This is a genomic window from Marinomonas sp. S3726 (assembly GCF_000967665.1).
Lineage (GTDB): Bacteria > Pseudomonadota > Gammaproteobacteria > Pseudomonadales > Marinomonadaceae > Marinomonas.
Map to the genome: position 1 here is coordinate 130891 of NZ_JXYC01000003.1, position 26630 is coordinate 157520.

29 protein-coding genes are annotated in these 26630 nt (G+C 39.6%); 17 read left to right on the plus strand and 12 right to left on the minus strand.

All coding sequences use genetic code 11. The features are described 5' to 3' along the window. Positions 1-60: 60 nt before the first annotated feature. The 3 genes from zipA (at position 61) to TW85_RS00900 (ending at position 3383) form a co-directional block, all read left to right on the plus strand. Entirely contained in the window at positions 61-1029 is a 969-nt protein-coding gene (gene zipA, locus TW85_RS00890) for a cell division protein ZipA (RefSeq protein WP_046015194.1), read from the plus strand. A gap of 87 nt (positions 1030-1116) precedes the next feature. Beyond that, complete coding sequence (ligA, locus tag TW85_RS00895; RefSeq protein WP_046015195.1) at positions 1117-3147, plus strand: NAD-dependent DNA ligase LigA; 2031 nt, start codon at positions 1117-1119, stop codon at positions 3145-3147. After that, positions 3147-3383 carry a YheU family protein gene (locus tag TW85_RS00900; RefSeq protein ID WP_046015196.1) on the plus strand — a complete coding sequence of 79 codons (237 nt, stop codon included), beginning with the start codon at positions 3147-3149 and terminating at the stop codon, positions 3381-3383. Before ligA ends, TW85_RS00900 begins: the two co-directional genes overlap by 1 nt. A gap of 90 nt (positions 3384-3473) precedes the next feature. Here the strand turns inward: TW85_RS00900 and cysE are convergent, their stop codons facing one another. Then, positions 3474-4310, minus strand: a complete 837-nt coding sequence (cysE, locus tag TW85_RS00905; RefSeq protein ID WP_238326150.1) for a serine O-acetyltransferase — start codon at positions 4308-4310, stop codon at positions 3474-3476. Between the two features lie 110 nt (positions 4311-4420). Between cysE and TW85_RS00910 the strand changes: the two genes are divergently transcribed. Next, positions 4421-4759 (plus strand): hypothetical protein, encoded by a 339-nt coding sequence (locus tag TW85_RS00910; protein ID WP_046015197.1) that lies wholly within the window; start codon positions 4421-4423, stop codon positions 4757-4759. A gap of 58 nt (positions 4760-4817) precedes the next feature. Here the strand turns inward: TW85_RS00910 and mnmC are convergent, their stop codons facing one another. Both mnmC and TW85_RS00920 read right to left on the minus strand, forming a co-directional pair. Further along, positions 4818-6800 (minus strand): bifunctional tRNA (5-methylaminomethyl-2-thiouridine)(34)-methyltransferase MnmD/FAD-dependent 5-carboxymethylaminomethyl-2-thiouridine(34) oxidoreductase MnmC, encoded by a 1983-nt coding sequence (mnmC, locus tag TW85_RS00915; protein ID WP_052701756.1) that lies wholly within the window; start codon positions 6798-6800, stop codon positions 4818-4820. Positions 6801-6821: 21 nt separating this feature from the next. Beyond that, positions 6822-7364, minus strand: coding sequence for a peptidylprolyl isomerase (locus tag TW85_RS00920; RefSeq protein ID WP_046015198.1), 543 nt, complete (start codon positions 7362-7364; stop codon positions 6822-6824). Between the two features lie 115 nt (positions 7365-7479). On the opposite strand from TW85_RS00920, the gene TW85_RS00925 reads away from it, so the two are divergent. After that, positions 7480-7767, plus strand: coding sequence for a SelT/SelW/SelH family protein (locus tag TW85_RS00925; RefSeq protein WP_046015199.1), 288 nt, complete (start codon positions 7480-7482; stop codon positions 7765-7767). A 34-nt stretch (positions 7768-7801) separates the two neighbouring features. On the opposite strand, the gene TW85_RS00930 is transcribed toward TW85_RS00925, so the two are convergent. Both TW85_RS00930 and TW85_RS00935 read right to left on the minus strand, forming a co-directional pair. Beyond that, entirely contained in the window at positions 7802-8098 is a 297-nt protein-coding gene (locus tag TW85_RS00930; protein ID WP_046015200.1) for a YciI family protein, read from the minus strand. A gap of 2 nt (positions 8099-8100) precedes the next feature. Then, positions 8101-8637: a septation protein A gene (locus tag TW85_RS00935; protein ID WP_046015201.1), complete on the minus strand. Its 537-nt coding sequence runs from the start codon at positions 8635-8637 to the stop codon at positions 8101-8103. A 66-nt stretch (positions 8638-8703) separates the two neighbouring features. On the opposite strand from TW85_RS00935, the gene TW85_RS00940 reads away from it, so the two are divergent. The 6 genes from TW85_RS00940 to TW85_RS00965 all read left to right on the plus strand — a co-directional run bounded on the left by TW85_RS00940 (position 8704) and on the right by TW85_RS00965 (position 14076). Continuing rightward, entirely contained in the window at positions 8704-9555 is an 852-nt protein-coding gene (locus TW85_RS00940) for a PHP domain-containing protein (RefSeq protein WP_046015202.1), read from the plus strand. Between the two features lie 103 nt (positions 9556-9658). Beyond that, a complete protein-coding gene (locus TW85_RS00945; protein ID WP_046015203.1) occupies positions 9659-10279 on the plus strand; it encodes an L-threonylcarbamoyladenylate synthase in 621 nt (206 codons plus the stop codon). 130 nt (positions 10280-10409) lie between these two features. Continuing rightward, the gene (gene rluB / locus TW85_RS00950; protein ID WP_046015204.1) at positions 10410-11300 is read left to right on the plus strand and encodes a 23S rRNA pseudouridine(2605) synthase RluB; all 891 of its coding nucleotides are present in this window, start codon (positions 10410-10412) and stop codon (positions 11298-11300) included. Between the two features lie 15 nt (positions 11301-11315). Continuing rightward, positions 11316-11771, plus strand: coding sequence for a DUF1499 domain-containing protein (locus tag TW85_RS00955; protein WP_046015205.1), 456 nt, complete (start codon positions 11316-11318; stop codon positions 11769-11771). A 67-nt stretch (positions 11772-11838) separates the two neighbouring features. Further along, positions 11839-12558: a response regulator transcription factor gene (locus tag TW85_RS00960; RefSeq protein ID WP_046015206.1), complete on the plus strand. Its 720-nt coding sequence runs from the start codon at positions 11839-11841 to the stop codon at positions 12556-12558. Between the two features lie 84 nt (positions 12559-12642). Next, positions 12643-14076, plus strand: coding sequence for an ATP-binding protein (locus TW85_RS00965; protein WP_238326151.1), 1434 nt, complete (start codon positions 12643-12645; stop codon positions 14074-14076). A gap of 62 nt (positions 14077-14138) precedes the next feature. Here the strand turns inward: TW85_RS00965 and TW85_RS00970 are convergent, their stop codons facing one another. Next, positions 14139-15065, minus strand: coding sequence for a LysR family transcriptional regulator (locus TW85_RS00970; RefSeq protein ID WP_272947144.1), 927 nt, complete (start codon positions 15063-15065; stop codon positions 14139-14141). Between the two features lie 68 nt (positions 15066-15133). Next, positions 15134-16039 (minus strand): ornithine carbamoyltransferase, encoded by a 906-nt coding sequence (gene argF / locus TW85_RS00975; RefSeq protein ID WP_046015208.1) that lies wholly within the window; start codon positions 16037-16039, stop codon positions 15134-15136. Between the two features lie 218 nt (positions 16040-16257). On the opposite strand from argF, the gene grxD reads away from it, so the two are divergent. Together grxD and TW85_RS00985 are read left to right on the plus strand one after the other, a co-directional pair. Beyond that, positions 16258-16596: a Grx4 family monothiol glutaredoxin gene (gene grxD, locus TW85_RS00980; protein WP_046015209.1), complete on the plus strand. Its 339-nt coding sequence runs from the start codon at positions 16258-16260 to the stop codon at positions 16594-16596. A gap of 192 nt (positions 16597-16788) precedes the next feature. Continuing rightward, on the plus strand, positions 16789-17412 hold the full coding sequence (locus TW85_RS00985; protein ID WP_046015210.1) for a peroxiredoxin: 624 nt from the start codon (positions 16789-16791) through the stop codon (positions 17410-17412). A gap of 70 nt (positions 17413-17482) precedes the next feature. Here TW85_RS00985 and TW85_RS00990 read toward each other — a convergent pair whose 3' ends face one another. Continuing rightward, complete coding sequence (locus TW85_RS00990; RefSeq protein WP_046015211.1) at positions 17483-18436, minus strand: LysR family transcriptional regulator; 954 nt, start codon at positions 18434-18436, stop codon at positions 17483-17485. Between the two features lie 339 nt (positions 18437-18775). Between TW85_RS00990 and TW85_RS00995 the strand changes: the two genes are divergently transcribed. Then, on the plus strand, positions 18776-19168 hold the full coding sequence (locus TW85_RS00995; protein ID WP_046015212.1) for a GFA family protein: 393 nt from the start codon (positions 18776-18778) through the stop codon (positions 19166-19168). Here the strand turns inward: TW85_RS00995 and TW85_RS01000 are convergent. Continuing rightward, positions 19158-20066, minus strand: coding sequence for a LysR substrate-binding domain-containing protein (locus TW85_RS01000; RefSeq protein WP_046015213.1), 909 nt, complete (start codon positions 20064-20066; stop codon positions 19158-19160). The genes TW85_RS00995 and TW85_RS01000 overlap by 11 nt on opposite strands. 37 nt (positions 20067-20103) lie before the next feature. Continuing rightward, the gene (locus tag TW85_RS01005; protein ID WP_046015214.1) at positions 20104-21105 is read right to left on the minus strand and encodes a 2-hydroxyacid dehydrogenase; all 1002 of its coding nucleotides are present in this window, start codon (positions 21103-21105) and stop codon (positions 20104-20106) included. 517 nt (positions 21106-21622) lie between these two features. Between TW85_RS01005 and TW85_RS01010 the strand changes: the two genes are divergently transcribed. After that, positions 21623-21832 (plus strand): cold-shock protein, encoded by a 210-nt coding sequence (locus tag TW85_RS01010; RefSeq protein ID WP_009835384.1) that lies wholly within the window; start codon positions 21623-21625, stop codon positions 21830-21832. A 226-nt stretch (positions 21833-22058) separates the two neighbouring features. Here the strand turns inward: TW85_RS01010 and TW85_RS01015 are convergent, their stop codons facing one another. Further along, a complete protein-coding gene (locus TW85_RS01015) occupies positions 22059-22817 on the minus strand; it encodes a sulfite exporter TauE/SafE family protein (protein WP_046015215.1) in 759 nt (252 codons plus the stop codon). A 116-nt stretch (positions 22818-22933) separates the two neighbouring features. On the opposite strand from TW85_RS01015, the gene TW85_RS01020 reads away from it, so the two are divergent. Beyond that, positions 22934-23485 carry a DUF2058 domain-containing protein gene (locus TW85_RS01020; RefSeq protein ID WP_046015216.1) on the plus strand — a complete coding sequence of 184 codons (552 nt, stop codon included), beginning with the start codon at positions 22934-22936 and terminating at the stop codon, positions 23483-23485. A 395-nt stretch (positions 23486-23880) separates the two neighbouring features. Further along, a complete protein-coding gene (locus TW85_RS01025; protein WP_046015217.1) occupies positions 23881-24786 on the plus strand; it encodes a porin in 906 nt (301 codons plus the stop codon). Between the two features lie 253 nt (positions 24787-25039). On the opposite strand, the gene TW85_RS01030 is transcribed toward TW85_RS01025, so the two are convergent. Next, complete coding sequence (locus TW85_RS01030; RefSeq protein WP_046015218.1) at positions 25040-26389, minus strand: aminotransferase class III-fold pyridoxal phosphate-dependent enzyme; 1350 nt, start codon at positions 26387-26389, stop codon at positions 25040-25042. Positions 26390-26630 lie beyond the last annotated feature (241 nt).

Here is a 26630-nt window from a genome sequence, read left to right on the forward strand (position 1 = left end):
AACTGATGGGACTTAGCTTGATAATATCATTAACTTTATTGATGTAAGTCGGAATAAATAATGGAATTTAGCTTACGCGAATGGCTAATCTTAATCGGTGTGATCATTATTGTAGTGATCTTAGTTGATGGATTTCGAAGATATAAAAAATCGCAAAAATTTGATGAAGCAGATGACGACGATTATGTTGATCAGGACATGCTTCTGAAAGAAGCTATGTTAAGACGGGAGCTGCCTAATGGTGGTGCTCGTGCTTCTTCTGATCCTGTTAAAAATGCTTTTCAAAATGCCAAACAAACAGTTAATGCTCCTTTAACGGATCTACCCCATAAGGTTGACGCTGGGCCTGAAATAGATAAAGCGGATGATTTACAGTTTGATGAGTTAGCTTCTTTGGTTCCAGAAAGAATGAACTCCGAAGCTGATAGTCAAAAAGACTACTCAGACATACCTGATGAAGCTGAATCTTTTGCTCAAGAAAGTGATTATTCCGAAGACAGTTTCGAGCGACAATATTCAAATGTTGATGTTAGCCAAGTAACGCCACATGGCACAGCTGATGCACTTGAAGATGACGAGTTCGATGCTGAAATTGAAGAAGTGATTGTCATTAATGTTTTTGCTGCAGAGGACAAACCATTCATTGGCATGGAGCTATTACAGCTAGTGCTTAATTGCGGCATGCGTTATGGCGATATGGACATTTTCCACCGTCATGAAGATGGTTTTGATCAAGGAAAGGTTCAGTTCAGTATGGCTAATGCTGTTGAGCCTGGAACCTTTAATTTGGATACCATGGGCGATAATACATCCCCAGGTGTAAGTTTCTTTATGGGGCTGCCTGGCCCTAAAAATAGCATGAGAGCGTTTGACTTTATGCTAGAAACTGCGCAAACCTTGGTACGTAACCTTGATGGTGAGTTGCGTGATGAAAGACGCACTATCATGAGCGAGCAAAGTATCGAGCATTGCCGTCAGCGTATTCGTGATTTTGAACGTCGCCGCTTAATGCGTGTTAAAAGTAATTAACCTCTTTTATGGTCCTTATCTTGTGATAAGGGCCATAATAACCTTTCAGCTTTACCCTTATCTCACTTCTAAAAAGAGTTACCCATAATGTCAGATCCTATTGCCGTTCAAATTAGCGAGCTTGTAACCCGTTTAAATGACTACAGCTATGCTTATCATGTTAAAGATGAGCCTAAAGTATCTGATGCTGAGTATGATCTTGATTATCAAGCTTTAGTCGCCCTAGAAAAGCAATCTCCTGAGTTGATACAAGCTGACTCACCGACACAAAGAGTGGGTGAAAAGCCTGACAGTGGCTTTCAAACAGTTGCTCATACCGTTCCAATGCTTTCACTTGATAACGCCTTTAGTGATGAGCAGCTTGATGAGTTTGAGCAAAGATTATTTAAACTAATAGGTACTCAAGCAATCAGTTATTGTTGTGAGCCTAAGCTTGACGGGTTGGCGATAAGCCTTAGATATGAAGAGGGTGTTCTAGTAAGAGGCTTAACACGAGGTGATGGTGTTTCAGGTGAAGATATCACCTCAAACATTAAGACCATAGGCTCTATACCGCTTAAACTTAGAACTCAAACACCACCGCCTGTATTAGAAGTTCGTGGTGAAATATATATGCCTAAGGCTGGTTTCGAAGCCCTGAATCAGCAAGCAGAAGAAAAGGGTGAGAAAGCCTTTGTTAATCCAAGAAACGCAGCAGCAGGTAGCTTGAGGCAGCTTGACCCAAGTATTACGGCTAAACGACCTTTGGTTTTATGTGCTTACTCAATTGGCCATACCGAAGGCTGGACCCAGCCTGATAGTCACTATGATTCTTTGACCTTGATGTCTGAGTGGGGGTTTAAAACCAATCCTTTAATGGAGAAGGTGAGCAGTATTAAGGGCTGCATGGAATACTATCAACGCCTTTCCGTGTTACGTCCAGATCTTACTTACGATATTGATGGTATTGTTTATAAAGTAGATTCTCTAAGCCTACAGCAAGAGTTAGGTTTTATTGCTAGGGCCCCTCGCTGGGCAATTGCCAGAAAGTTTCCAGCGGAAGAGGCAATTACTCAAATTTTAGAGGTTGATTTTCAAGTTGGCAGAACTGGTGCCATTACACCTGTTGCGCGTTTGGATCCAGTGTTTGTCGGTGGTGTAACAGTATCCAATGCAACCTTGCATAATAAGGACGAAATTAATCGTCTTGGTGTTAAGGTGAAAGACTTCGTCAGTATCCGACGTGCAGGAGATGTTATACCTCAAGTAGTGAAAGTCATTCATGAGAAGCGAGATGAGCATACTCTTGATGTTGTGTTTCCTGAAGTGTGTCCTATTTGTCAATCTGAACTAGAGCAAGTGACAGGCGAAGCGGTTATTCGTTGTACCGGTGGCCTTGTATGTGCGGCTCAGCGAAAGGAAGCGTTAAAGCATTTCGTATCCCGTAAAGCGATGGATATTGATGGCTTAGGAGACAAACTAATTGAGCAGTTAGTTGATTTAGCGTTTATTAAAACCCCTGTTGATATTTACACATTATCAGAGAAAAAAGAGCAATTGTTAGCACTTGAGCGCATGGGGGAGAAGTCTGTAGAAAAGCTATTAACCTCTATTGAAACATCAAAACAAACAGAATTTCATCGCTTTATCTATGCATTAGGTATTCGAGAAGTCGGTGAGGCGACGGCGAGAACATTAACTAACCACTTTAAAACGTTAGATAAAATTATCGAAGCAAATACAGACAGTCTAGTAAAAGTAGATGATGTAGGTCCAATTGTTGCTCAGCATTTAAGGCGCTTCTTTTATAAAGAATCTAATCGAGAGATGGTTAATTCCTTACTTGATGTTGGCGTTTATTGGCAAGAAAAGGAAGTGTCATCTGATACAGTGTCACAACCTTTAGCAGGTCTTACTTATGTCGTTACGGGTACTCTCACAGCACTGAAAAGAGATGAAGTTAAAGATAAACTTATTTCATTAGGCGCTAAGGTAAGTGGGTCTGTTTCAGCTAAAACACATTGCTTGATTGCTGGTGAAAAAGCGGGTTCTAAGTTAACGAAAGCCCAAGACCTAGGGATACAAATTCTTGATGAAGCTGGTATGTTGGCTTTGCTTGAAGAGTATGGGGTAGCTTAATGGATACTCTCATTCCTTTTGATTCATTAGAAACTGAAACACTTAACAATATTCTGGTTGAAGTGGTCACACGAGATGGTACTGACTATGGTAATTACGATGTGTCATTAGAGCAAAAATGCCAGCAAGCTCATTTGATGCTCAAAAACCAGCAAGCCTTTTTAGTCTTTGATACAGAGAGTGAAACGATCAAGCTTGTGAGTCGTGATCAGATGTCACAATATGATATGGATTAGGTATTATGATGGAAGTAAGTATTTACTTCCATCATATGATTCAAATAAATTTTTGAATACAAAGTAGTTAAATCAGCTTATCTAGATAAACTATTTACATTCACCTGAAGGTGTACGAACACAATGGTTAATATTGTGGTCCATTCCTAATGCTGGTTCCGCTTCTGTATTACGGCCAACTTCTTTCGCTGGAACGCCTGCAACCGTTGTGTGTGCTCTTACTGCTTCAAGAACAACGCTACCTGCTCCGACTTTCGCGCCTTCACCAACTTCAATATTACCCAAAATTTTAGCGCCAGCGCCAATGAGTACACCACGTCTAATTTTTGGATGGCGATCACCATGTTGTTTACCTGTTCCACCTAAGGTGACAGACTGCAGGATAGAAACATTATTTTCTATCACACAGGTTTCACCAACCACTAAACCTGTGGCATGATCAAGCATGATACCTGAACCAATTTTTGCTGCTGGATGGATATCAACGCCAAACGCAATCGACATCTGGCCTTGTAAATACAGCGCTAAACTTTCTCTGCCATTATTCCACAGCCAATGGGCAACACGGTAAGTTTGAAGTGCATGAAAGCCTTTGAAAAAGAGTAAAGGTGTAGTCAATGACTCGCATGCCGCATCTCGATCCGGTATGGCTAAAATGTCATTTTCAATATCTTTGACTATGCCCGACTCTGGATCTGAGAAGGCTTCTTGAATAACTTCCCTTAACACCAGAGCTGGTACTGAGATACTATCCAATTTGCTGGCGAGTAAAAAACTCAAAGCACAGCTTAAAGAATCATGCCTTAGTATGGTAGTGTTAAATAAACTGGCTAGAATCGGTTCACCCTGTGCTAATTGTTTGGCCTCATCTTTTAAAGATGACCATAAATTGCTTGATGTCACAGAGGATGTTGTTGAATGGCTCAAGATCTGTCTACCTATTTGAATTTGAAGCTAGAATGAAGCTTAATATGGGTAGAATGTAACAAAACAAGGGGGAGTGCAATGATTGCTGCTTCACCTAAGTTGGAGAGAATATGACTATTAAGACTGTTGCAGATGCTTTGCATGTGTTTTACGAATTAAACAGTGAGTTTTCTAATGCTTATTGGGAAATGAATGAAATCAATAATAAGGATATGTTTTTTGCAATGAAATGCATGTTGCAAGATGAACTTGATGAATTGCATAAACTAAGCATGCAGGATCATGAGTATCCATATGAAGTAATTAACCCAGTTGTACTGAATCTAAGTGTTAAACTGAGAAAACTTTTGCCTAAACTAGATACTGTTGTGTTTAGAACAGAAACTTTAAATAATTTAGAAAGGTTGATTCCTTTAGCTTGTGAGCTATTTGAAAGCAAAGTTAATTAAAAGATAGTCAGCTGATCATATAAAAGCGCTTATGTTATTAACATAAGCGCTTTTTTTATTATTGGCCTTTTTTTAAGCTTCTTGTAAGGAATCTAGCGGGATGAATGACATTTTCAATTTGCCTCTCATATACCGAAGTTTCACCAAGAATTAAATTAGCTAAATACTCTCCCGATAGTGGGGTTGAGATGAGCCCGCGAGATCCGTGGCCCATATTAATGTATAAGCCTGACAGGTTTTCAGCAATCTGATCTGTTTTCCATTTAGCATTTTTTGATAGTGCTTTATATGCTTGTTTAAATGCTTCTTGGTCAGGAATAGGGCCAACGATTGGTGCATAATCAGCAACAGTACAACGAAAGGATACTCTTCCGCTGCAATCAGTGTCTCTTGCTAGCCAATCATGCTCAGGTAAAAGCTCAGAGAGCTTTTTAAGGTTGCTTTGATGGTCAGCTAAAGTGACGTCTGTGCTGGTATCGCTCAACCCGTAAGAAGAACCAAAATTGAGCACATTATTTATTGCAGGAGAGACATAACCTGTCTGACAAAGCACTTTTTCTAGGTTTAAAGGCTCCGTTAGAGAAAGTGCAGATACTTGGCCTCTTATTGCTTTTGTGGGCAGAGAGATAAAGCGATCAACTATTTCTTTATGGTTTGCTGTGCATAAAATTAGAGTATTTGCTCTTTGTGTTTTGGTGCCACCCTCTTGAGAGAGCTTAGCTCTGACTTCCCAACCACCATTAGTTTGTTTTAGATCTGTTAATTCATGATTGCCACGGAATTGAATGTTTTCATGTTGAATCAGTTGTTGGCACCATTTTTTAGGGCATACCCAGCCAGAAAGAGGTAAGTAAATTGCTCTGTTTTTCGCCGGTTCGACGATACTTTTAGGGTATAGACCTTGATGAATAAGCTTATCGAATTTAGCTGCTTCATTATCATTGGTCGGTCTTTGTTCTAGGCCTGTTTGTTGCCAAATACCTTTGTTATCTGTTCCAAGCTGGTTAAGTTCTCTATTAGCATATAAGTAAGAGCTGAGGTAAAAACGATTGATGCCAGTATCTTGACTGGCTAGTTTGGGGTATAGCATGCCTTGAGCATTGCCTGAGGCTTCTTCTGCAACATTTTTGTGTGAATCCCACACCTCCACATGCAAACCCTTATTTGCCAGTGCTCTTGCTGTATGGCAGCCAGCAAGCCCCGCTCCAATAATGAGTATTTTTTCAGAGGGAGCTTTGACTGGTCTGTTGCTAAACCAAGCAAGCCCTTCAGTTTGGCGTTGAGCATAGTTCAGTGTCTGCTGTTCTAGTTTTCCGATTGCCATCTCTCGTTTGTGACCAAAGCCTTTTACTTTGTTAACCTCAAAACCAATAGACTTAAGTCCTCGACGGACTATGCCTGCAGCGGTAAAGGTAGAAAAAGTAGAGCCTGTTTTACTGAGCCGCTTTATTTGCTGGAAAAGGGCTTCATTCCACATTTCGGGATTCTTGCTAGGTGCAAAGCCATCTAAAAACCAAGCATCAACATCAGCATTCATGCTGGCAAAGCCATCGGCGGCTTCACCAAAATATAAACTTAATTGCACTCGACCTTGATCAAGTTCTATTCTGTGTAGACCTTTGCATAAGGTTGGATATTTGGTGATTAGCTCTTCTGATAAGTGGCTTAATGTTGGCCAAATGCTTAAAGCATTTGTTAGCATTTCTTTTGTCAGAGGGTACTTTTCGACTGAAATAAAATGTAGGCGTTTATGCTCAAAGCCGGTTTTGTCTTGCTGGTAAAGCTCTTGCCAGAGTAACCAAGCGCACAGGAAGTTCAAGCCTGTACCAAAACCAGTTTCCGCAATTGTAAAGCTGTTTGGATTTGGTGATAGAGCGAGCTCCAGCCACCTTTCTTTTAGCTGATTGTGTTGTAGAAAAACATAATTAGTTTCATCTAGACCTGATTTTTGGTCAAAATAGATATCGTCAAATTGGTTTGAGCGGGGAACACCATCAGCACCCCAAGAAAGTTGAGGTGCTTCAATTTTATAGCTTTTCAAGCCGAGTTAACCTTTTATCTGTTAGTTACGAGTAATGCTTTCAATAATGACTGGGGTTTGCGGCACATTCTGATATGGCCCAACATTTCCAGTTCGCTGGGCTGCAATTTTATCAACAACATCCATGCCATTAAGTACCTTGCCAAATACGGTATAACCATAGCCATTTACCCCATGGTTAAGAAAAGGGTTGGATACATGGTTAATGAAGAATTGAGAGGTTGCACTGTTTGGATTTGATGTTCTTGCCATTGCAAGAGTGCCTCTATCATTAAATAGACCGTTTTGACCTTCGTATGGAATCGGCTTTTTACTTTTCTTTTGTGCTAAATCTTTAGTGAAGCCACCGCCTTGAATCATAAAGCCTGACATAACACGATGAAAAATAGTGCCTGAGTAATAACCTTCATCAACATAGGTTAGGAAGTTTTGCACTGTAATAGGGGACTCATTGTCGTACAACTCTACTTCAATGTTGCCTAAATTAGTCGTGATATTTACTTGTGTTGCAAAGGCAGACAAGCTTGATAGAGTGATGAACAAGAAGCAAATAAGCTGTTTCATAGATAGAATCTTCCTTATAAAATTTGCTTTATACTAGTGACTCGGCTCTCTTGAGCCAATAGCTTAAGTTGAATTTAAAAGAATTAATGATGAATTTTGATGTAAATGGTGATGCATGCGAAATGTCGAAGTAGAAATTGAGTACTGTACCTTGTGTCGTTGGATGTTACGTGCAGCATGGTTATCACAAGAATTGTTGTCGACTTTTGATGAGGACATAAAAAGTGTGAAGCTGATTCCTGTTCAAGGTGGGATATTCAAAGTTAGAGCCAATGATGAAGAAATCTGGTGCCGCAAGCAAGAAGATGGTTTTCCTGATGCAAAAGCATTGAAGCAGAGGTTAAGGGATTTAATTGACCCAGAAAGGGATCTTGGTCATCTAGACAAACATAAAAAAGCCTAACAATAGTTAGGCTTTTTTATTTAGTCAGAAGCTTTTAGAAAACCTGTTTAAAGGGTTTTACTGTGACAGATTTATAAACGCCTGCTTCTAGGTAAGGGTCTGCATCTGCCCAGTTTTGTGCACTTGCAAGACTGTCAAATTCAGCAACCACTAAACTGCCACTAAAGCCAGCATCGCCAGGATCGTTACTATCAATTGCAGGATGAGGTCCAGCAAGAACTAAGCGGCCTTCATTACGAAGCGTTTGTAAGCGTTCAAGGTGGGCAGGTCTTGCTGCTTGCCTTCCTGTTAGGCTATTTTCAACGTCTTGGCTAATAACAGCGTAAAGCATGTTTAATCCTTATTTTGAATATGTGAGGACAGGTAAATACCTTGAATAATAACAAAAACAAAGGTTAAACCTAGTAGACCAAATAGTTTGAAGTTAACCCAAATTTCTTCGCTGAATTGGAAGGCGACATATAAGTTTAATGTGCCAGACACAAGAAAGAAGCCAACCCAAGCAAGGTTTAGGGTACGCCAAACCTTAAAAGGAAGTTGGATCTTTTCTCCCATCATACGTTGCATAATGTTTTTCTGGCCAACAAATTGGCTACCAAAAAATACAACAGCGAATAACCAATTAACTATGGTTGGTTTCCATTTGATAAAGTCGCCGTCACCAAACAAAATTGTCGCGCCACCTAATAAAATCACGAGAACAAGTGACACCAGGTGCATTTTTTCAACAGTTTTATGTTTAACCCAGTTGTAACCAACTTGAATAATTGTCGCAGGAATAAGAACGGCTGTCGCCATGATTAAATCTCCTGTGTACTTGTACACAGCGAAGAAGATAATGATGGGTAAAAAGTCGAATAAAATTTTCATATAAAAACCAAATTATGTATGCTGGAAGCATAATACCTATCTATAGACCCAAAGAACAAGAGAGACATGCAAGAGTCTTTATTACATCGTCGAATCGATTTACATACCCATTCAACCTGTTCGGATGGAATGTTAACACCTACTGAGCTTTTAACTAAAGCGAAAGAACAGAATATAGAAGTCTTCTCATTAACCGATCATGACACTTTAACTGGGCTACAAGAGGCGCAAACCGCTGCGGATAAGCTTGGGATTAAACTTGTTCCAGGTGTAGAGCTCTCTGTCCAGTGGTCAGGGATTCCATTGCATATGGTGGTTCTTGGGTTTGATAAAGAAAATGATGTTTTAACCTCTATTGTTGAGAAAAACCAAGAAACGCGATTAGAAAGAGCGAAACGTATTGCTCAATTATTGGTTAAACAAGGCTTACCAGATTTATATGAAAAGGCTGTGCTAGAAGCTGGTCCCAGTCAAATCGGCAGGCCTCATTTTGCTAGGGTGATGGTCAGAGAGGGGCTGGTGAAAGATGAGAATAAAGCCTTTGATCAATATTTAGGTAACAAGCGTTTAGGTAAATTACGTGATGTTTGGCCAACCCTTGAAGAAGTCGTTCCTGATTTAGCTAAAACATCCTGTGATCTGGTGATGGCTCATCCTAAACGCTACCCTCTTACATTAACTAAGCTAAGACGCTTAATGACTCTCTTTTCTGAACTTGGAGGGAATGCAATGGAAGTGTCTTCTGGTAATGAAAACCCACAAAGTGTGCGTCTCCTAGAGACCATTAGTCGAGACCTAGGTTTGTCTGTCTCGGTTGGTAGCGACTTTCATGGGCCATATGGGCCTTGGTGTGAGGTTGGGAAGTTCACTTCAATTCAAGAAGCTAGCCTAAATCCTCTTTGGCATAAATGGCTTTAAATATTAGTCTGATGATTTAAATCGGATTTTGCTTCATTATTAGGCTAGTATCTAATTGATGTCTAAATATTTTCTCAAGGAATGAGGCGGGAGAGATTAAATCATGAGTCAATTTTTTCAGATCCACCCTGATAACCCGCAAGCGAGATTGATTCGTCAAGCGACGGACATTATTCGTAATGGCGGGGTCATTGTTTATCCTACTGATTGTGGATATTCCTTGGGTTGCCATATAGGTGACAAAGCCGCTTTGGATCGAATTCGTCAAATTAGGCGTTTAGATGATAAACACAATTTTACGCTTGTTTGTAAAGACTTATCTGAAATTTCAACCTATGCACGTTTCGACAATAGGCTTTATCGTTTATTAAAGCATCACACGCCAGGGCCTTATACCTTTATCTTTGGGGCGACTTCTGAAGTACCAAGACGTCTATTGCATCCTAAGCGTAAGACAATAGGTATCCGAATCCCTGAAAACAAAATTGTACAGGCTTTATTAGATGAATTAGGTGAGCCTATTATGAGCTCGTCTCTTATCCTGCCTAATGAAACTATGCCAATGATGGATCCTTATGACATTCGCGATACATTACAGCATCAATTAGATCTAGTAATTGATGGCGGATACTGTGGAATGGAGCCAACAACCGTGATTAAAATGGATGTTGATGATATGGCAGTGCTGCGCCAAGGGGCAGGAGATGCAAGCGCTTTTATTTAATTACATTTGATCACTTGGTATTAAAGGGCTTGCCGCTTATAATGCGCCCAATTGCATAAGTTTTGCATGACACACAGAATTTGAATTTTAGTAAGAAGGTTGCTGAGAAGCATTCCAAAAAGAGGTCGTAATGGACGAGAAGTTACAAAAAGTATTAGCACGTGCTGGACAAGGCTCACGCCGTGAAATGGAAACGCGTATTCGAGAAGGTCGTGTTCTAGTTAATGGTGAAGTTGCCACCTTAGGCGACAGAGTTAAGGTGACTGATAACATCAAGCTTGATGGTTATGAAGTAAAAGTCACTGAAGCCGGTGCTAGTCGTAGAGTTATTATCTACAACAAGCCAGAAGGTGAAGTCTGTACTCGTAAAGACCCAGAGGGGCGCCCGACAGTATTTGATAAGTTGCCTAAATTGAAAGGTGAACGTTGGATTGCTGTTGGTCGTCTTGATATTAATACGTCTGGGTTGTTGTTATTTACGACAGATGGTGAATTAGCAAACAAATTGATGCATCCATCAACAGAAATTGATCGTGAATACCTAGTGCGCGTTATGGGTGAAATCAATGATGATCATATTGAAACCTTGAAGAAAGGGGTTTTGCTTGATGATGGCATGGCGAAATTTACTGATATTGTTGATGGTGGTGGTGAAGGTATTAACCGTTGGTTCTACGTTTGTGTTATGGAAGGCCGTAACCGTGAGGTAAGACGCTTGTGGGAATCTCAAGGGGTTAAGGTAAACCGATTGAAGCGTGTTCGTTTTGGGCCTGTCTTCTTGCCATCAAAAGCCAAAATGGGCCGCAGTGTTGAGATGGATGAGGCAGAAGTAAACGGCCTTTGTGATCTTGTTGGTTTGTCTCATGGTGCTGTGAAGCCTAAAACTCAGCAGCAAAAGTCTGATGCGAAGCGCCTTAAAGGTAAGTCTATGGGAGCTCGTAAGCCTAAAGGCTTTGATTGGCAGTCTTCAGATAAGCCTGAATTTAAACCTAAAAAATCAGGTAAGCGTACTTTTAGATAATGGAATAGGAATTTTATGATGCGTTGGTTGGTTATATTATTAATTAGTTTAGTGGTTGCAGCTATTGTTTATATCAATATGAATAATGGTACTCCTGAAGAACTAGGTGTGACTAATGGACAATTAAAAGTTTGTCCCGAGTCCCCCAACTGCGTATCTAGTTTGTCTGATATAAGTGACGAGCAACATTTTATTGAAGCGATTAGCTATCAAATGAGCCGTCCGAAAATGCAGCTAGCGCTAGAAAAGTACCTACTTTCAACTTCTAAGTATCGTGTTGTAAAAAGTGAATTAGGTTACCTGCATACGGAAGTGGAAAGTGATTTAATTGGTTTTATTGATGATGTTGAGTTTTATTTACCTAAAGACGAAAATATTATTCATATTAGATCTGCATCTCGTGTTGGTTTTTCTGATTTTGATGTTAATCGAAACCGAGTTAGACAAATCAGCGCGGCTCTTGTAAAGTAATTTGGTATGTTAAACATGGACTTAACTTAGGTTTGAGTCATTAAAATATTGTGGATGAGGGCTGGCAATGAGCGCCGAAGAAAGTCAATCAATTCTAATCGTAGAAGATGATGAGAGATTAGCGTTACTCACCAAGGAATATTTACAAAAAAATGGTTATCAAGTCGATGTGGAAGCTGACGGAAGTCGAGCAATCACTCGAATTATTGAAACCCAGCCATCCTTAGTGATCTTAGATTTAATGCTTCCTGGAGCTGATGGTTTTACTGTATGTCGTAGTGTAAGAGAAGGTTATAAATCACCTATTCTTATGCTGACAGCGCGTAGTGACGATGTGGACCAAATTCTAGGTTTAGAAATTGGTGCTGATGATTACGTGTCTAAACCGGTAAAACCGAGAGTACTGCTTGCTAGGGTTCAATCATTACTACGTCGCAGTGTAATGGATGTCGGCAAGCAAACAGGTGGAAGCCAAGGTGAGCAGAATCTAACTTTTGGGCCACTTGTCATAGACAACACACGTCGTGAAGCTTGGGTGCACGGTGAAGAAATTGAACTAACCAGTGCTGAGTTCGACCTGTTATGGTTGTTGGCAAGCAATGCTGGACGTATTTTAAGCCGTGAAGAAATCTTTGGCGAATTACGTGGTATTGAATACGACGGACAAGATCGTTCTGTTGATGTGAGAATCTCACGTATTCGATCTAAAATTGGTGATGACCCTGTTCATCCTAGAAGGATTAAAACAATTCGTAGCAAGGGCTACTTATTTGTTAAAGAAGTCTAGAGGCTTATGCGTCCTGAGTTCTGGCGCTTATACCGCCACTTAATCTTTGGAAGTATACTGGTAATTCTTACTAGTATACTTTTTTTGCTTTTTTCGAGTGTTCAACGTAATACATTGTTAGCTCAAAGTAATGTATGTGCTGATGCTGAAATTAGCTTGGCCATGGGGTTACATGGCATTCCTTTACAAACTCCTAATGACTCTCAATTTGATCTCAGTTCTTTGAGTGATAAAACATTCTCAGATGAAGATATTAAAGAGATTATTCAAAACAAAAAAATCATTACCTCTTCCCTTGGTATTTCGAGTCTAGTCTTACCTGATCTTGCGCAGACAGCTGAAATAAAAAGCACCAGAGATGATAATATTCTTCCAATTACTCGTTTGTTCTCTCAGTTCTTACAAACGCCTCATATTAGTGAAGCTAAAAAACTGAGTATGATTGATTGGATGGAATGTGTGCAAATTAGCCCTTTTGAACAGACCAAACCGCCACTAGCGAGTAATTTTGCTCACGTTTTTATTCAAGGTGAGGGTTTTGCTTATTTGTGGCAATTAGCTGATAAACGTGTCTTCCAAGTCTCTATTGTATATAAGCGCTATTACCAAACTGCGATTATTATTACGATAGTGTCAATTGCTATGTTGATCATGTTGGTATTTGTCTGGAAAGAGTTCTCTTCTTTAGAGAATAGACGTAAGAGTTTTGAAAATTTTACTCGAAAAATTGCGCAAGGCAATGGTCGAATCCCAGATGAAATTCCAGATGGTAGTGGTGCTTTAAAGGAGTTAGCCTATTCTTTTGATTCTATGTCATCCCATATACAAAGGCTGCTTAAAGTTCAGAGGGAAATGATAAACGCTATTTCACATGAACTTAGAACACCTATCGCCAGATTACGCTTTGGTTTAGAAGTAATAAAGGACGAAGTAGATCAAGATAACCTGATGACAATAGAAGCATTAGAAGGTGATGTTGAAGAGCTTAATACTCTGGTTGATGAGGTGCTTACTTATGGTAAGTTAGAGCAGGGCTCTTTAAATCTTCATTTTGAAGATACGAACATACGTCAGCTTGTTGATGGTGTGTTACAGCATAATTCGTTACTCCTTTCTCACCTTAAAGTTGAGGTTGCCTTTAGTGAAGATGAGTCCGGTGTTTTAGCAGATGCGCACCACATGCACAGGGCATTGCAGAACTTAATCCTGAATGCTGCTAAATATGCTAACACCAAGGTAAGTGTTGTTTTTCATCAAGATGCAGAGCGTTGGCAAGTTGATATCGAAGATGATGGCTCAGGCATCCCACTAGAAGATAGAGATAAAGTATTTATCCCATTTCAACGTTTAGATAATAGTCGCACACGAGCATCTGGTGGATATGGCTTAGGTCTTGCTATCGTACAGCGTATAGCTTTTTGGCATGGAGGCGCTGTGCTGGTGGATGAATCAGAGCTCGGAGGGGCTAAGTTTAGCTTTATCTGGTCTCGTAATCAGCATAAGAACACACTGTCATAGTTTTACTAACCATAAAAAAACCGCCAGAGGGCGGCTTTTTTATGGTTAACCTAGGTTTTCAATTAAAGGTCTGCTGCTAAAATGCCCTTTAGGTTTTTAAAGCAGGTGTTTTTCGCTGTATTGATTAAGTCTTCCATGTAGGCGTTATGCCTTTGATCTTTTCTTACCGCAAGGTAAAGTTTGCACCAAACGCCTTCTTCACCTAGTGACTTAGTAATCACATATTGGCGGTTGGTATACTCGGTTAATGCCCAGTTAGGTAAACAACATACACCTCTTCCACTGGCAACTAGCTGCATCATCATAAGAGTTAATTCACTGTGTCGAACTTTTTTAGGAGAAACTCCAGCAGGCTCTAAGAAGTGTTTAAACACATCTAATCGTTCTGATTCAACTGGGTAACTAATTAGCGTTTCTTCAGTAAAATCACTCGGTTCAAAAAAATCTTTTTTTGCTAAAGGATGATGACGTGATAACGCAACCTGGGATTCATATTGAAATAAAGGGATATAATCAATATTAGGTAAGTCAGTCGGATCTGACGTAACAACAAGGTCTAAATCACCGCGTGCCAGAGCCGGCAAGGGCATAAAGCTGAAAGCATTGGATAAGTCTAATTCTACATCTGGCCAATGTTCGCGGAAATGATCTATGGTTGGCATCAACCACTCATAACAAGAATGGCATTCTATAGCGATATGAAGCCGGCCACTTTCCCCTTCTGCAAAGCGCTGTATATCTCTTTGTGCTGTACGAAAAGAGAGCAACACATCATCTGCAAGCTGTAATAAACGTAAGCCTGAGCTAGTGAAACGTACAGGTTTAGTTTTCCGGATAAATAAAGGACAGCCTAACTTTTCTTCTAGGTCTTTTAATTGATGAGAAAGTGCTGATTGAGTTAGGTGAACGCGCTCTGCAGCTTCAACTAAACTACCTGTTTCGCGTAATGCGGTGAGGGTTTTAAGGTGACGAACTTCAATGATACTCATGTTTGAACTGGATCTGGCTCAAAAGGTGATGGTAAGGGCTGAGCTAATGTTACAGCCCTTATCATAGGTTAGCTACATAATAAGAACTCAAGCAGCGCTTTTTGTGCATGTAGTCTATTTTCGGCTTCATCCCAAACCACAGAGTCGTCAGCATCAATAACTTCAGCAGTTACTTCTTCACCTCTGTGTGCTGGTAAACAATGCATGAATAAAGCATCATCATTGGCTAGAGACATGAGTGCTTTGTTGACTTGGAAACCGTCAAAATCTTTCATACGAGCATCTTGTTCATCTTCTTGGCCCATAGATGCAAACACGTCGGTCACTATGAGATCTGCATCCGTTGCAGCTGCTTGTACATCTTGAGTAATGGTAATTCGATCAGCGTATTTAGCCGTTAACTCTGCATTCGGTTCATAGCCTTTAGGGCAAGCAACAACAAGTTGGAAGTCTAAAAGGTGGGCCGCATTCATATAGGAATGACACATATTATTTCCATCGCCAACCCAGACGACTTTCTTACCTTCTATTGAACCTCTATGTTCGAGATAAGTTTGCATGTCTGCTAATAGTTGGCAAGGATGAAAATCATCAGTCAGGGCGTTAATAACAGGAACAGATGAATACTCTGCGAATCTCGCAACTTTTTCATGCTCAAAGGTTCGTATCATCACAACATCTACCATACTTGAAATCACGCGAGCGCTGTCTTCGATAGGCTCGCCACGACCTAGTTGTGAATCACGGGGAGATAGAAAAAGTGCGTGACCTCCAAATTGGGCCATACCAGCTTCAAAAGAGACTCGTGTTCGTGTTGATGACTTTTCAAAAATCATTGCCATAACGCGATTCTTAAGCGGCTGGTATTGGGTACCGTCACGGTGCAGTTTTTTTAGTTCAATTGCGCGTGAAAGTAGCTGCTTTAGCTCGTCAGAAGTAAGGTCTGTAAGCGTAAGAAAATGTCTTGGCGACACGATAGTCTCCTTGAGTTTTTAAAAGTGAATCGGCGAATGTAATACAGTCAAAACCGCTAGTAAAGCAGGTTTTGTTTATAGTTATGAAAAATTAACCTTGTAATCGTAAAAAGGCACCCCATAATCTGCTATCAATCGCCTGAAATTTTTGTTGGTATAGAAAATATACAATATGAGTCAAGGCTAATCCGGTTAATTAGATAGTTGAATGAGGTTTTATTGTGAGTACTTTAGATACGATTAAAGAGCAAATCGAGAATAACTCGGTACTGTTATACATGAAAGGTACACCTCGTATGCCTCAGTGTGGTTTTTCTGCGCAAACTGTTCAGGCCTTGATGTCATGCGGTGAACGTTTCGCTTTTGTTAATATTTTAGAAAACCCTGAGATTCGTGCAGAGCTACCTAAATATGCTAACTGGCCAACTTTCCCACAACTTTGGGTTAACGGTGAGCTAATTGGTGGTTGTGACATAGTGGTAGAAATGGCTAACAACGGTGAGTTAACACCTATTGTTAAAGCTGCTGCAGGTGAATCTGACGAGTCTGCTGAGTAAGTTTTAACCAACTTATATTTAGCAAAAACTGATTTGTTAAAATGGTTATAGCCTTTATTTATCAGGTTAATAAATTGTTTCAATCAGTCTGTCATAAATAAATCGGTATAATGCTAAATCATATTGAGTTTTTAAAACCTAAGCCAAATTTTACGTTAATTACTTTAACTACATAAATGGAGAACTATTAAGATGTCTATCTTAGTTGGTAAAAAAGCACCTGATTTCACTACTCCAGCAGTACTTGCTGATGGCTCTATTGTTGATTCTTTCAACCTAGCAGAAACAATCAAGGGTAAATACGCTGTTGTATTCTTCTACCCTTTGGACTTCACTTTCGTATGCCCTTCTGAAATCATTGCTATGTCTAACCGCATGGAAGAATTCCGTAAAATGGGTGTTGAAGTTGTAGGTATCTCTATTGATTCTCACTTCACTCACAATGCTTGGAGAAACACTCCAGTAAACGAAGGTGGTATTGGTCAAGTTGAATATACACTTGCTGCTGATATGGACCACGCAATTGCTCAAGCATACGGCATTGAATCTGAAGGTGGCGATTCTTACTACCCAGCTGGTGTTGCTATGCGTGCCTCTTTTGTTATTGACCAAAAAGGTTTTGTACGTTCACAAATCGTAAATGACGAGCCTATCGGTCGTAACATGGACGAACTTGTACGTATTGTTGACGCACTTCAGTTCTTCGAAGAAAATGGTCAAGTTTGTCCTGCTGGTTGGAACAAAGGTGACAAAGGCATGGTAAATACACCAGAAGGTGTTGCTTCTTACCTAGCTGAGAGCAGCGAAGGCCTATAATTAGTCCTTGCTCAAGCATTAAAAAAGCCGGCATTAATGTCGGCTTTTTTGTGTTTATTGTTAATGATTTTTAGCGCTTTGCTTGAGCTTGAAGCTCGTTAGCTAAGGCAATGACTTGCTTACGGAACCAATTATGACTGGCATCATGATGTAATAGTGGGCTCCAAATCATCTTTAATTCGATAGGAGGGATGGTAAAAGGCGGCTCAAGAATGACAACATCTGGATTGTTTTTATTCACCATAGCAACCTTACGAGGTAGCGTTGCGATCAGATCTTGCTCATGAGCTAAATGCATTGCTGTGTGATAGCTTCGAGTAAATACGCGTATACTACGTTTTCTGCCTATTGTTTGAAGTGCTTCATCAACCCAGCCTAACTTTTGCACGTCATTTGGGTCCATACCAACGCCAACACCAAACCCCGTCTTACTTACCCATATGTGCTGAGCTTCTAAATAAGCATCAAGGTTGAAACTATTTTTTAGAGGGTTGTCCGAGCTCATCATGCAGACAAAAGTATCATGCCAAACACTTTTCTCATGGAATGACTGAGGTAACTCTTCAAATCTGTTGATGGCCATATCAATCTTACCCGCTTCAACATCATGAAAGGTAACATCACTTGGGGTCATGATATCGAGAGTAATGCCTGGTGCATTTTCTCTTAAACGGTTTAATAAGCCAGGAATCACAGTAGACGCAGCGTAATCACTGGCCATGATACGAAATACACGCTTACTTGTTTTTTCATTAAAGTCGGCTTCAGGCTGTAATGCCTCTTCAAGTTCTAATAATACTTTACGAACGATTGGTTGAAGTCTAAGCGCTTTTTCTGTTGGTTTCATTCCTTCACTCGTTCGTACTAGTAAAGGGTCACCAAGTAAGTCTCTCAATCTTTTAAGGCCGTTACTCATGGCAGGTTGAGTGATGTTTAGCTTGTTAGCCGAACGAGTAACATTGCATTCACGTAGTAGCACGTCGAGATAAATAAGCAGATTCAGGTCAATTTTATTTATATTCATTATCGTTATGCAGTTAACTTCCAAAAGAGTGATGAGTCGAATAGCCAGTAATATTACTTTGCTATTTGAGTTTATAGATAAAAAGTCGTTCTATTGTAAACGACTGTTCAAGCTTAGTTAAAATATTTTATTAAGTAGATCATATTTTTACAGAAATGGCTTAACTAAATGTTGGTTACTATAGAAAGAGTCTGTTTGATTAGAGTTTGAAAGCAATGTGGAGGTGTGGTTGTACAACTTGGAGCGAAGCAGAAGCTCTGGCATAATGCCGTCATAACTTAAGCGCTTAATTTAGTGCATGCATTTAGTCGACAAAATCGACGTTAGCAGAGGCTTAATATGAAGGCATCTTGTTTGTGTGGACAGGTCAAACTAGAAATTAAAACAGCATTTATTAGTTCGAGTATTTGCCATTGTCAGCAATGCCAAAAATCTCATGGTGCTGCAAATGCCGCTTATGGCGTAGCTCTTAAATCTGATGTCGAATGGATTTCAGGAAAAAAAAGAGTCAGAAAGTTTGCTTCTTCAGAGAGAGTTAGGCGAGGTTTCTGTAAAGACTGCGGGACTAATATCTACTTCTACAATAAAGACTGCCCAAATCATTTGGATATTCCGTTAGCTATCTTAGACACTGAGCCTAGTATTACTCCTCAGTGTCATATTTATGTGGACTCTAAAGCTGCCTGGGAGCCTATTTTAGATGATCTTCCTCAGCATGCTGCTAGCTATTAATATGTTTGTGGTTGCTTATTTCTTCACTGCTTAAACTTCGACATTGGTCGACAAAACATTGAGCGTTTTGAGTCAGTGCAGAGCCCTTAGGTGTCACAATAAGAAGGTTACGATTAAGTTTTAAAGGGGTTTTATATAGGCGAATATGGCCTGCTTCTAATTCTTGAGACACCGCCATTCGAGAAAGGCAACCCAGCCCCATTTGGTGAATAACAGCCTGTTTTACTGCTTCCATATGGGTTAATGAGAGTGAGACCTTTAATTGAGTAAGTTGTTCAGAAATAGCTTGTTCGAGAATCGTTCTTGTACCTGATCCTCCTTCTCGCATTACCCAGTTAGACTCTGCAAGCTCTTCCCAACTGAGTTCGCTGCTTCTTTCTTCTTTCGCTGACCCAAAAACGACTAGCTCATCTTGTAACCAGGGTTCGACTGTTAACTCTGCATGCTGACAATAGCCTTCGATAAAACCTACTTCAGCTTTACCTGTTAACAATTGTTGAATAACGCTTTGAGTGTTGCCTATATCTAAATTAAAGCGTATTTGAGGGTGCTGTTGGCTAAAGTTCGCCATTTGCTTTGGTAATAAATAGTTGCCAATACTGACGCTAGTTGCCAAATGAAGCGAGCCACTCAACTCGTCAGATGATCCCATACTTTCAATTTGATCTATCTGAGATAGAACAGCCCTTGCTTGTGGTAGCAAGTTTCTAGCTTGAGGTGTTATTTGTAGCCTTTTTCCATGGCGTCTAAATAGAGGGCGACCTAACAGCGCTTCAAGTTCTCTAAGTGCTTGGCTAGCTGCAGGTTGGCTGATAGCAACTAAATCGGCGGCTGCAGTCACTGATCCTGTATGTACAACCGCTTCGAAAATTTGTAATTGGCGTAGTGTTATCTTCATGATGCCCTTAAGCTAGACTGACTATAAGAGATGAATTCTACACGCTTTGAGAAGTAAGTTGCCGATTATTTGTTTTGCCTAATTGAAAACTGGTTAAGTTTTCAATGCTGGTTTGGGCGATATGTTCTAACGCTATGTCTGTAAAGTAGCCTTGATGCCCTGTAACCATCACGTTTGGAAAGGTTAATAGCAACTGAAATACACTGTCTTGAATGATGGTATCAGACATATCCTCAAAAAAGAGAGAGCCCTCTTGCTCGTAAACATCTAGTCCAAGGTAGCCTATTTTCTTTTGGTAGAGCCCATCAAGTGCATCTTGCACATTAACTAAACCACCTCTACTTGTATTAATTATCATTACACCATCTTTCATTTTTGCCAGACTATTTTTATTTATCAGATGTTGAGTGTGGGCGTTTAATGGGCAGTGTAGGCTAATAATGTCTGCTTCTTGGTAGATTTTATCTAATGTTGAATATTCCACTCCTTGTTTCAATAAACTCTCATTAGGATAAGGGTCATGACAGATAACATGGCAGCCAAAGCCTTGCATTATTCTAACAAAGGCACGTCCAATACGACCTGTACCAATACACGCAATGGTTTTTCCTGATAGGTTGAAGCCCATTAAACCTTCTAGTGCAAAGTTACCTTCTTTTACTCTCTGATAGGCCTTATGAGTTTTTCGATTCAAGCTTAGTATGAGTGCAACGGCATGTTCTGCAACAGAGGTTGGACTATAGTCAGGCACATGAAATACCTGTACACCAAGGGCACTCGCTGCTTCTAGATCTACATTATTAAAGCCTGCACATCTTAGAGCGATACACTTAATTTGATAAGCGGCGAGTTTAGAGATGACTTGCTTATTAAGCTGATCGTTGACAAAACATGAGACGGCATCAAAACCTTGGGCTAGGCTGACGGTTTCTTCGCTTAATCTGCTTTCAAAATAGTGAAGTTGAATATTCGTATTTTTGTTGGCTTCGTCTAATGTTCGTTGGTCATATGGTTTACAAGAGAAAACAGCAACTTTCATAAAAACCTCTTCCTGAGTTATCTATTCTGGTTCAATAGTGAAGCACAGAATTATATTAGCAAGCGTATTTTAGGTAATGAATAAAAGTCAGTTATAGCGTAATTTTTGTGATAAATATTCAGAAAATTAAGTTCGAATAAGATTGAATTATAAGAAGAAATTATTTCAATAAGTTTTATTATTTATGACTATCAGGCTCATCAGATAAATAAAACGTTATGATATTTGTATTCCTAGTCTGATTAGGCGCTTTTCTAGCATTTTAGATTAGACTTTGACCAATCGTTTATAAAAAATAAGCGTGACATTTCATTGACCCATGATTTTTAGGGGGATACAATGTCCGCGTTAGAAAAGAGTTGGCAATGTATTTATGTCCAGAGTTACGATGTTACCTACAAGTAATTTCGCGTCCTGTTCGTCATAAGTAATTCCGAGTTTTTCAGCAATCTCTTATTTACGCATAATCTATTTTGGATATGTGGATGAGTTAATTTATTTAATACAGGATAACGTTATGTCTGAAGTAGTAACAGGTACAGTAAAATTCTTTAACGAAACTAAAGGTTTCGGTTTCATCACTCAGGACAAAGGTCCAGACGTTTTTGTTCATTTCTCTGCAATCAACTCTAGCGGTTTCAAAACTCTTGCTGAAGGCCAAAAGGTTGAGTTTCAAGTAGCAGACGGCAAAAAAGGTCCAGAAGCACAAAACGTAACTCCTTTATAAGATCTCTTTTTTGAGATAAAGGAAGTAACGTTCGAGAAAATCTCGAGTGTAGACTTTTAAAAAAGACGACATATGTCGTCTTTTTTTATGCTTATAATTTAGTGAAATCAGAAATCTTATCTGCTGGCAAGATACTTAAAAGCACAGAGTGTCTAACTTGAATGATTCAAAACTTTGCTTTTAAGGCAGTCTTAGCTGCCTTAAAACAGTTATTAACTTGCTTTATTTAGGTTAAAAGCGCGGCAATACTTCCGCATACAGTCATGATGAAGAGGAACCACTTTAGCGTTTTTGGGTTCGCTTTTAATGCAAACTTGACGGCTAAGTGCGAACCAAACATGGTACCAACAGCTAAGATTAAGCCAGGTATCCACATAATCTGATCATTCCAGATAAAAACAGCTAACGAAATAACTGTAAAAGCAATAGTACACAGCATTTTTAATGCGTTGGTTCGAATTAAATCATATCTCAATGTACCGGCTAGGGCTGCTATCAAAATAAAGCCAACACCTGCTTGAACAAAACCGCCATAAATACCCGCCGCAAAAAGTGCTAACCAAGCACTTGGCTTCTCCCTTATTTTATGAGGTATGGTTCCTTCTGGTGGTGAGATAACACTAGGCTTTATTAGCATGATTAAGGTCATACTCACCATAGCAATCAGTAGTAAAGGTTTTAGATATTGAGGGTCAACATAGGAAGCTAGCAAGCTACCGACTAGCCCACCAACTAAGGTCGGTATTAAAACGGGTGTAATGTCATTCGTATCAAGCTTTTTTGCTTTTTTAAAACCGGCAACCCCAACAATAGATTGCATGATGACGCCAACACGGTTGGTTGCATTAGCAATATCTGCAGGCATTCCCATTACCATAAGTGCTGGTAGCGTTAAATTCGAGCCTCCGCCAGCTAAAGTGTTTATAATGCCTGCTATAAAGCCTGTACCGATTAATAGGCTGATTGTAAAAAAGCTAATGTCCATTAAAGCTAATCCTTTATATAAGAGGTGGTGAATTGAAACCGTATTTTATCGGTCTCAAAACTGATGCTGAAATAGTATTTTATTGGTGGGCGTGACAATAACATAAAGGAGCATTTATGGCCGCAAAATCTCTACAAGATCAATTACTAAAAGCTGGCTTAGTAGATAAAAAGAAAGCAAATAAATTAAAAGCTGAAAAACTGCAAAAAAAGCAGAAAATTAAAACAGGGAAAGCTGTCGCAGAAGATGACTCAGCGAAACAAGCTGAACTAAAGAAGCAACGTGATGAAAAAATTGAGCGAGACAAGGCGTTAAATAAAGCCAAAGAAGAAGCGATGCAGTTAAAAGCTGTGCAAGCTCAAATTCGCCAAATGATCGAACTTAATAGGCTAACCCATAAAGATGGCGAAGTTGCTTATAACTTCAAAGACGAGAAAAAAGTTAAGAAAATCTATGTTAATGAAGGTATACATAAGGATCTTTCTGTAGGTCGATTAGCAATAGTTAAACTTGATGAAGGTTATGAGATTATCCCCGAACAGGTAGCTGCTAAAATTGCACAAAGAGATGAATCATTCATTCTAGTGTGTAACGACAGGTCAGAAGAGGTTGTTGATGAAGATGATCCTTATGCTGATTTTAAAATTCCTGATGATTTGATGTGGTAAGCGTTTAAATCTACTAAAAACGGCCATTTTTAATGGCCGTTTTTTTTGCTTTTTTCTAGGCTTAACTTTAATTGGTTCAAAAATTGATAAATGGCAGAGTTTAAGTTGGCTTGAAATTAGCAAGAAATAAGTACTTGTTTTCAATAGAATTAATTCCCTTCTTAAAGTTATCTTATTGTTTTAAAAGATAAAAAAATATAACGAAGTCATTTTTTATTAATCCTTATTTCCTGTGAAATTTCAATTAGTTAGCAACTAACTGTGAAGAAGGAAGAAACCAATCCCCTGCTTATTGAGTTAATTCTCCCTGAGGTTAAATTGTTGTTGTTTTCTGTTTCTACTAACAAACAGTGAAGCTGAATAATGATTGAAATAAATAAAACGGGGATCTTGAAATGAAAAAAACACTAGTTGCAGTTGCTGTTACTACTGCTGCCTTTACGGCTGTTACTGCACAAGCTGCTGATATCGACACTTACGGTAACATCCAATTAGTTTATGCTGATGGTGAAGATACAGCTGAACTAACTGATAACGGTTCTACTTTTGGTTTTAAAGGTGAGAAAGAGCTTAAGCATGGCTTAACAGGTTTCTTCAAGTATGAACTAGAAGCTGACGCTGACGAAAAAACATCTGATGTTGACGTTAACCTAGACCAAGCTTATGTTGGTTTGAAAGGTGATTTCGGTAAAGTACAAGTTGGTACTTTCGATAGCATCTATAACAATGCAATCCAAGACGGTATCGATTCTTATGAGTATGCTGGTCTAACTGGTTCTTCAACGACAACTGAAGGCGATACAATTGCTTACTTCTCACCAGAAATGAATGGTTTTGAAGTACAAGTTTCTGCTCAGGTAACTGGCGACGGTGAATCTGAAGTTAAAGCTAAGACTGAAGAAGATGGCACAGCAATCACTGCTGTAATCAAGTACTCAGCAGGTGATTTGGAGCTAGCAGTAGGTTATGACTCTCTAGAAAACGTTATCAACAAAGATGACACTATTGGTCTAGCTGCTTCTTACAACCTAGGCGTAGCGAATGTTATGGCTAAATATGAAGACAACTCTGATGAAGGTACAAACATCGGTCTTGGTTTCAATGCTGATCATGCTGATGGTCTTCTTTACGGTTCAGTTCAAACTGTTGATCTTGAAACAGGTTCTGACTATGACGAATACGCAGTTGGTGTAACTTACAACCTAGACTACGACGGTGACGTTTATGTTTATGTTGAAGCTGGTCAACAAGGTACTGCAGAAGATTCTTTCACTGCACTAGGTGCTGTTTACGCTTTCTAAGCGTAACTTGATAGCCTGATAAAATTGATTATCTGACGTTATCATTGGGCTCTTGCTTGCGAGAGTCCAAGCATAACTTTAGCTAACCAGCCTAAGTCCCTATCATTCAAGGTTCCATTTTGTCTTTTAGATCGATTGGAACATTTGCGTCTAAGCCGTCAGGTTTAGGCGCTTTTTTTATTCTAAAAAATAGCCTAATCAAATATTGATTAGGCTAAAGGGTCTAACGGGTGTAATCGAGAAATGTTAAAGCTTATTGTGCTTCTTGAAATGCTAAATCAAGAGCGTGTGCAATCTTATCTGCTTCGGATTCAGTTAGCGTAAGTGGTGGAGATAAAATAATCTTGGTTCCGACAGGTCTAACTAAAACGCCATTGTTTTTAGCGATATCTGCAACCTTATTTGCATAACCTTCCATTGGATTAACTGGCTCTCGTGTCGTTTTATCTTTGACTAGATCAATCGCTAGCATTAACCCCTTACCTCTAACTTCACCTACAGCATGATACTTCTCGGCTAGTGGCTGTAGTTTTTTGTTTAAATGCGCGCCTACTTTTGCGGCATTAGCAGGAAGGTCTGCTTGCTCAACAATATCTAATACAGCCAAAGCCGCAGCACAAGCAACAGGATGTCCAGAGTAGGTGTAACCGTGCATTATCATGCTGGCAAAACTTTGACTGTTTTCAATTGCATCGCTAATGCGTTTATTAAAAACAGTTGCCCCTAATGGGATGTATCCAGCAGAGATACCTTTAGCTAAGCAAAGAATATCTGGTTTAACTCCCCATCCTCGTGAACCTAGCATGCAACCTGAGCGACCAAAACCTGTTACAACCTCATCAGCAATCATTAAAATATTATATTTATTTAATAATTCACGTACAGCGGGCCAGTAGTTATCTGGCGGAACAATAACACCACCTGCACCTTGAACGGGTTCAGCGATAAAAGCGGCAATATTTTCTGGGCCATTGAAAACAATTTGCTCTTCTAACTGCTTGATACAGTATTGGGTTAATTGTTCTGGGTCTTCGCAATTCCAAGGGTTACGGTATAACCAAGGCGTGTCTACCTGAATACAACCTGCTAGCATTGGTCCATGATTTAATAAAAAGACGTTATTACCGCCTATAGATGTGCCTCCCATATGGACGCCATGATAAGCATTTCTTAAGGAGATAAATTTAGTACGTTGCGGCTCTCCTGCAGCAATCCAATACTGGCGTGTCATTTTAAGCGCAGTTTCAACTGCATCAGAACCACCACTGCTGAAAAGTACTCGTGCCATGTCTTCTGGCTGAAACATTTCAATAAGCTTGTCAGCCAAATCGTATGCTCTTGGGTGAGCAATGCCATCAAACATTTGATAATAAGAGAGTTCATCCATCTGCTTATTAATAGCCGCTTTTACTTGAGGATGATTGTGGCCGATATTGACATTCCATAGGCCTCCAACACCATCAATCATCTGATTGTTATCCACATCAGTGACATTATTTCCATCGGCAGAAGCGATAATAAGGGTCTCACCTTTATTGCCTGGAGACGTTGGGCCCATAGGGTGCCAGAAGTTTTTTGGGGCTGTTTTATATTTTTCGTACATTATTTACTCCGATAATCTAATAACTCAAATACGTGAAAAGAGTGTTATTAATTCAAGTGATAATGCCGATCTTAAAGCCTTGGAGGCTAACATCTGCTCCCATAAAACTGAGTATGAAACTAGATATATTCACAGTTTTAACAGCGAGCTGGCATAGTCACTTGTTCTATCTTTTGTGAAGATGCCATTAAGTCTATGGTTTTGAAGAGAGGAATCTATGTCCCGAAAGGGACATATTTGG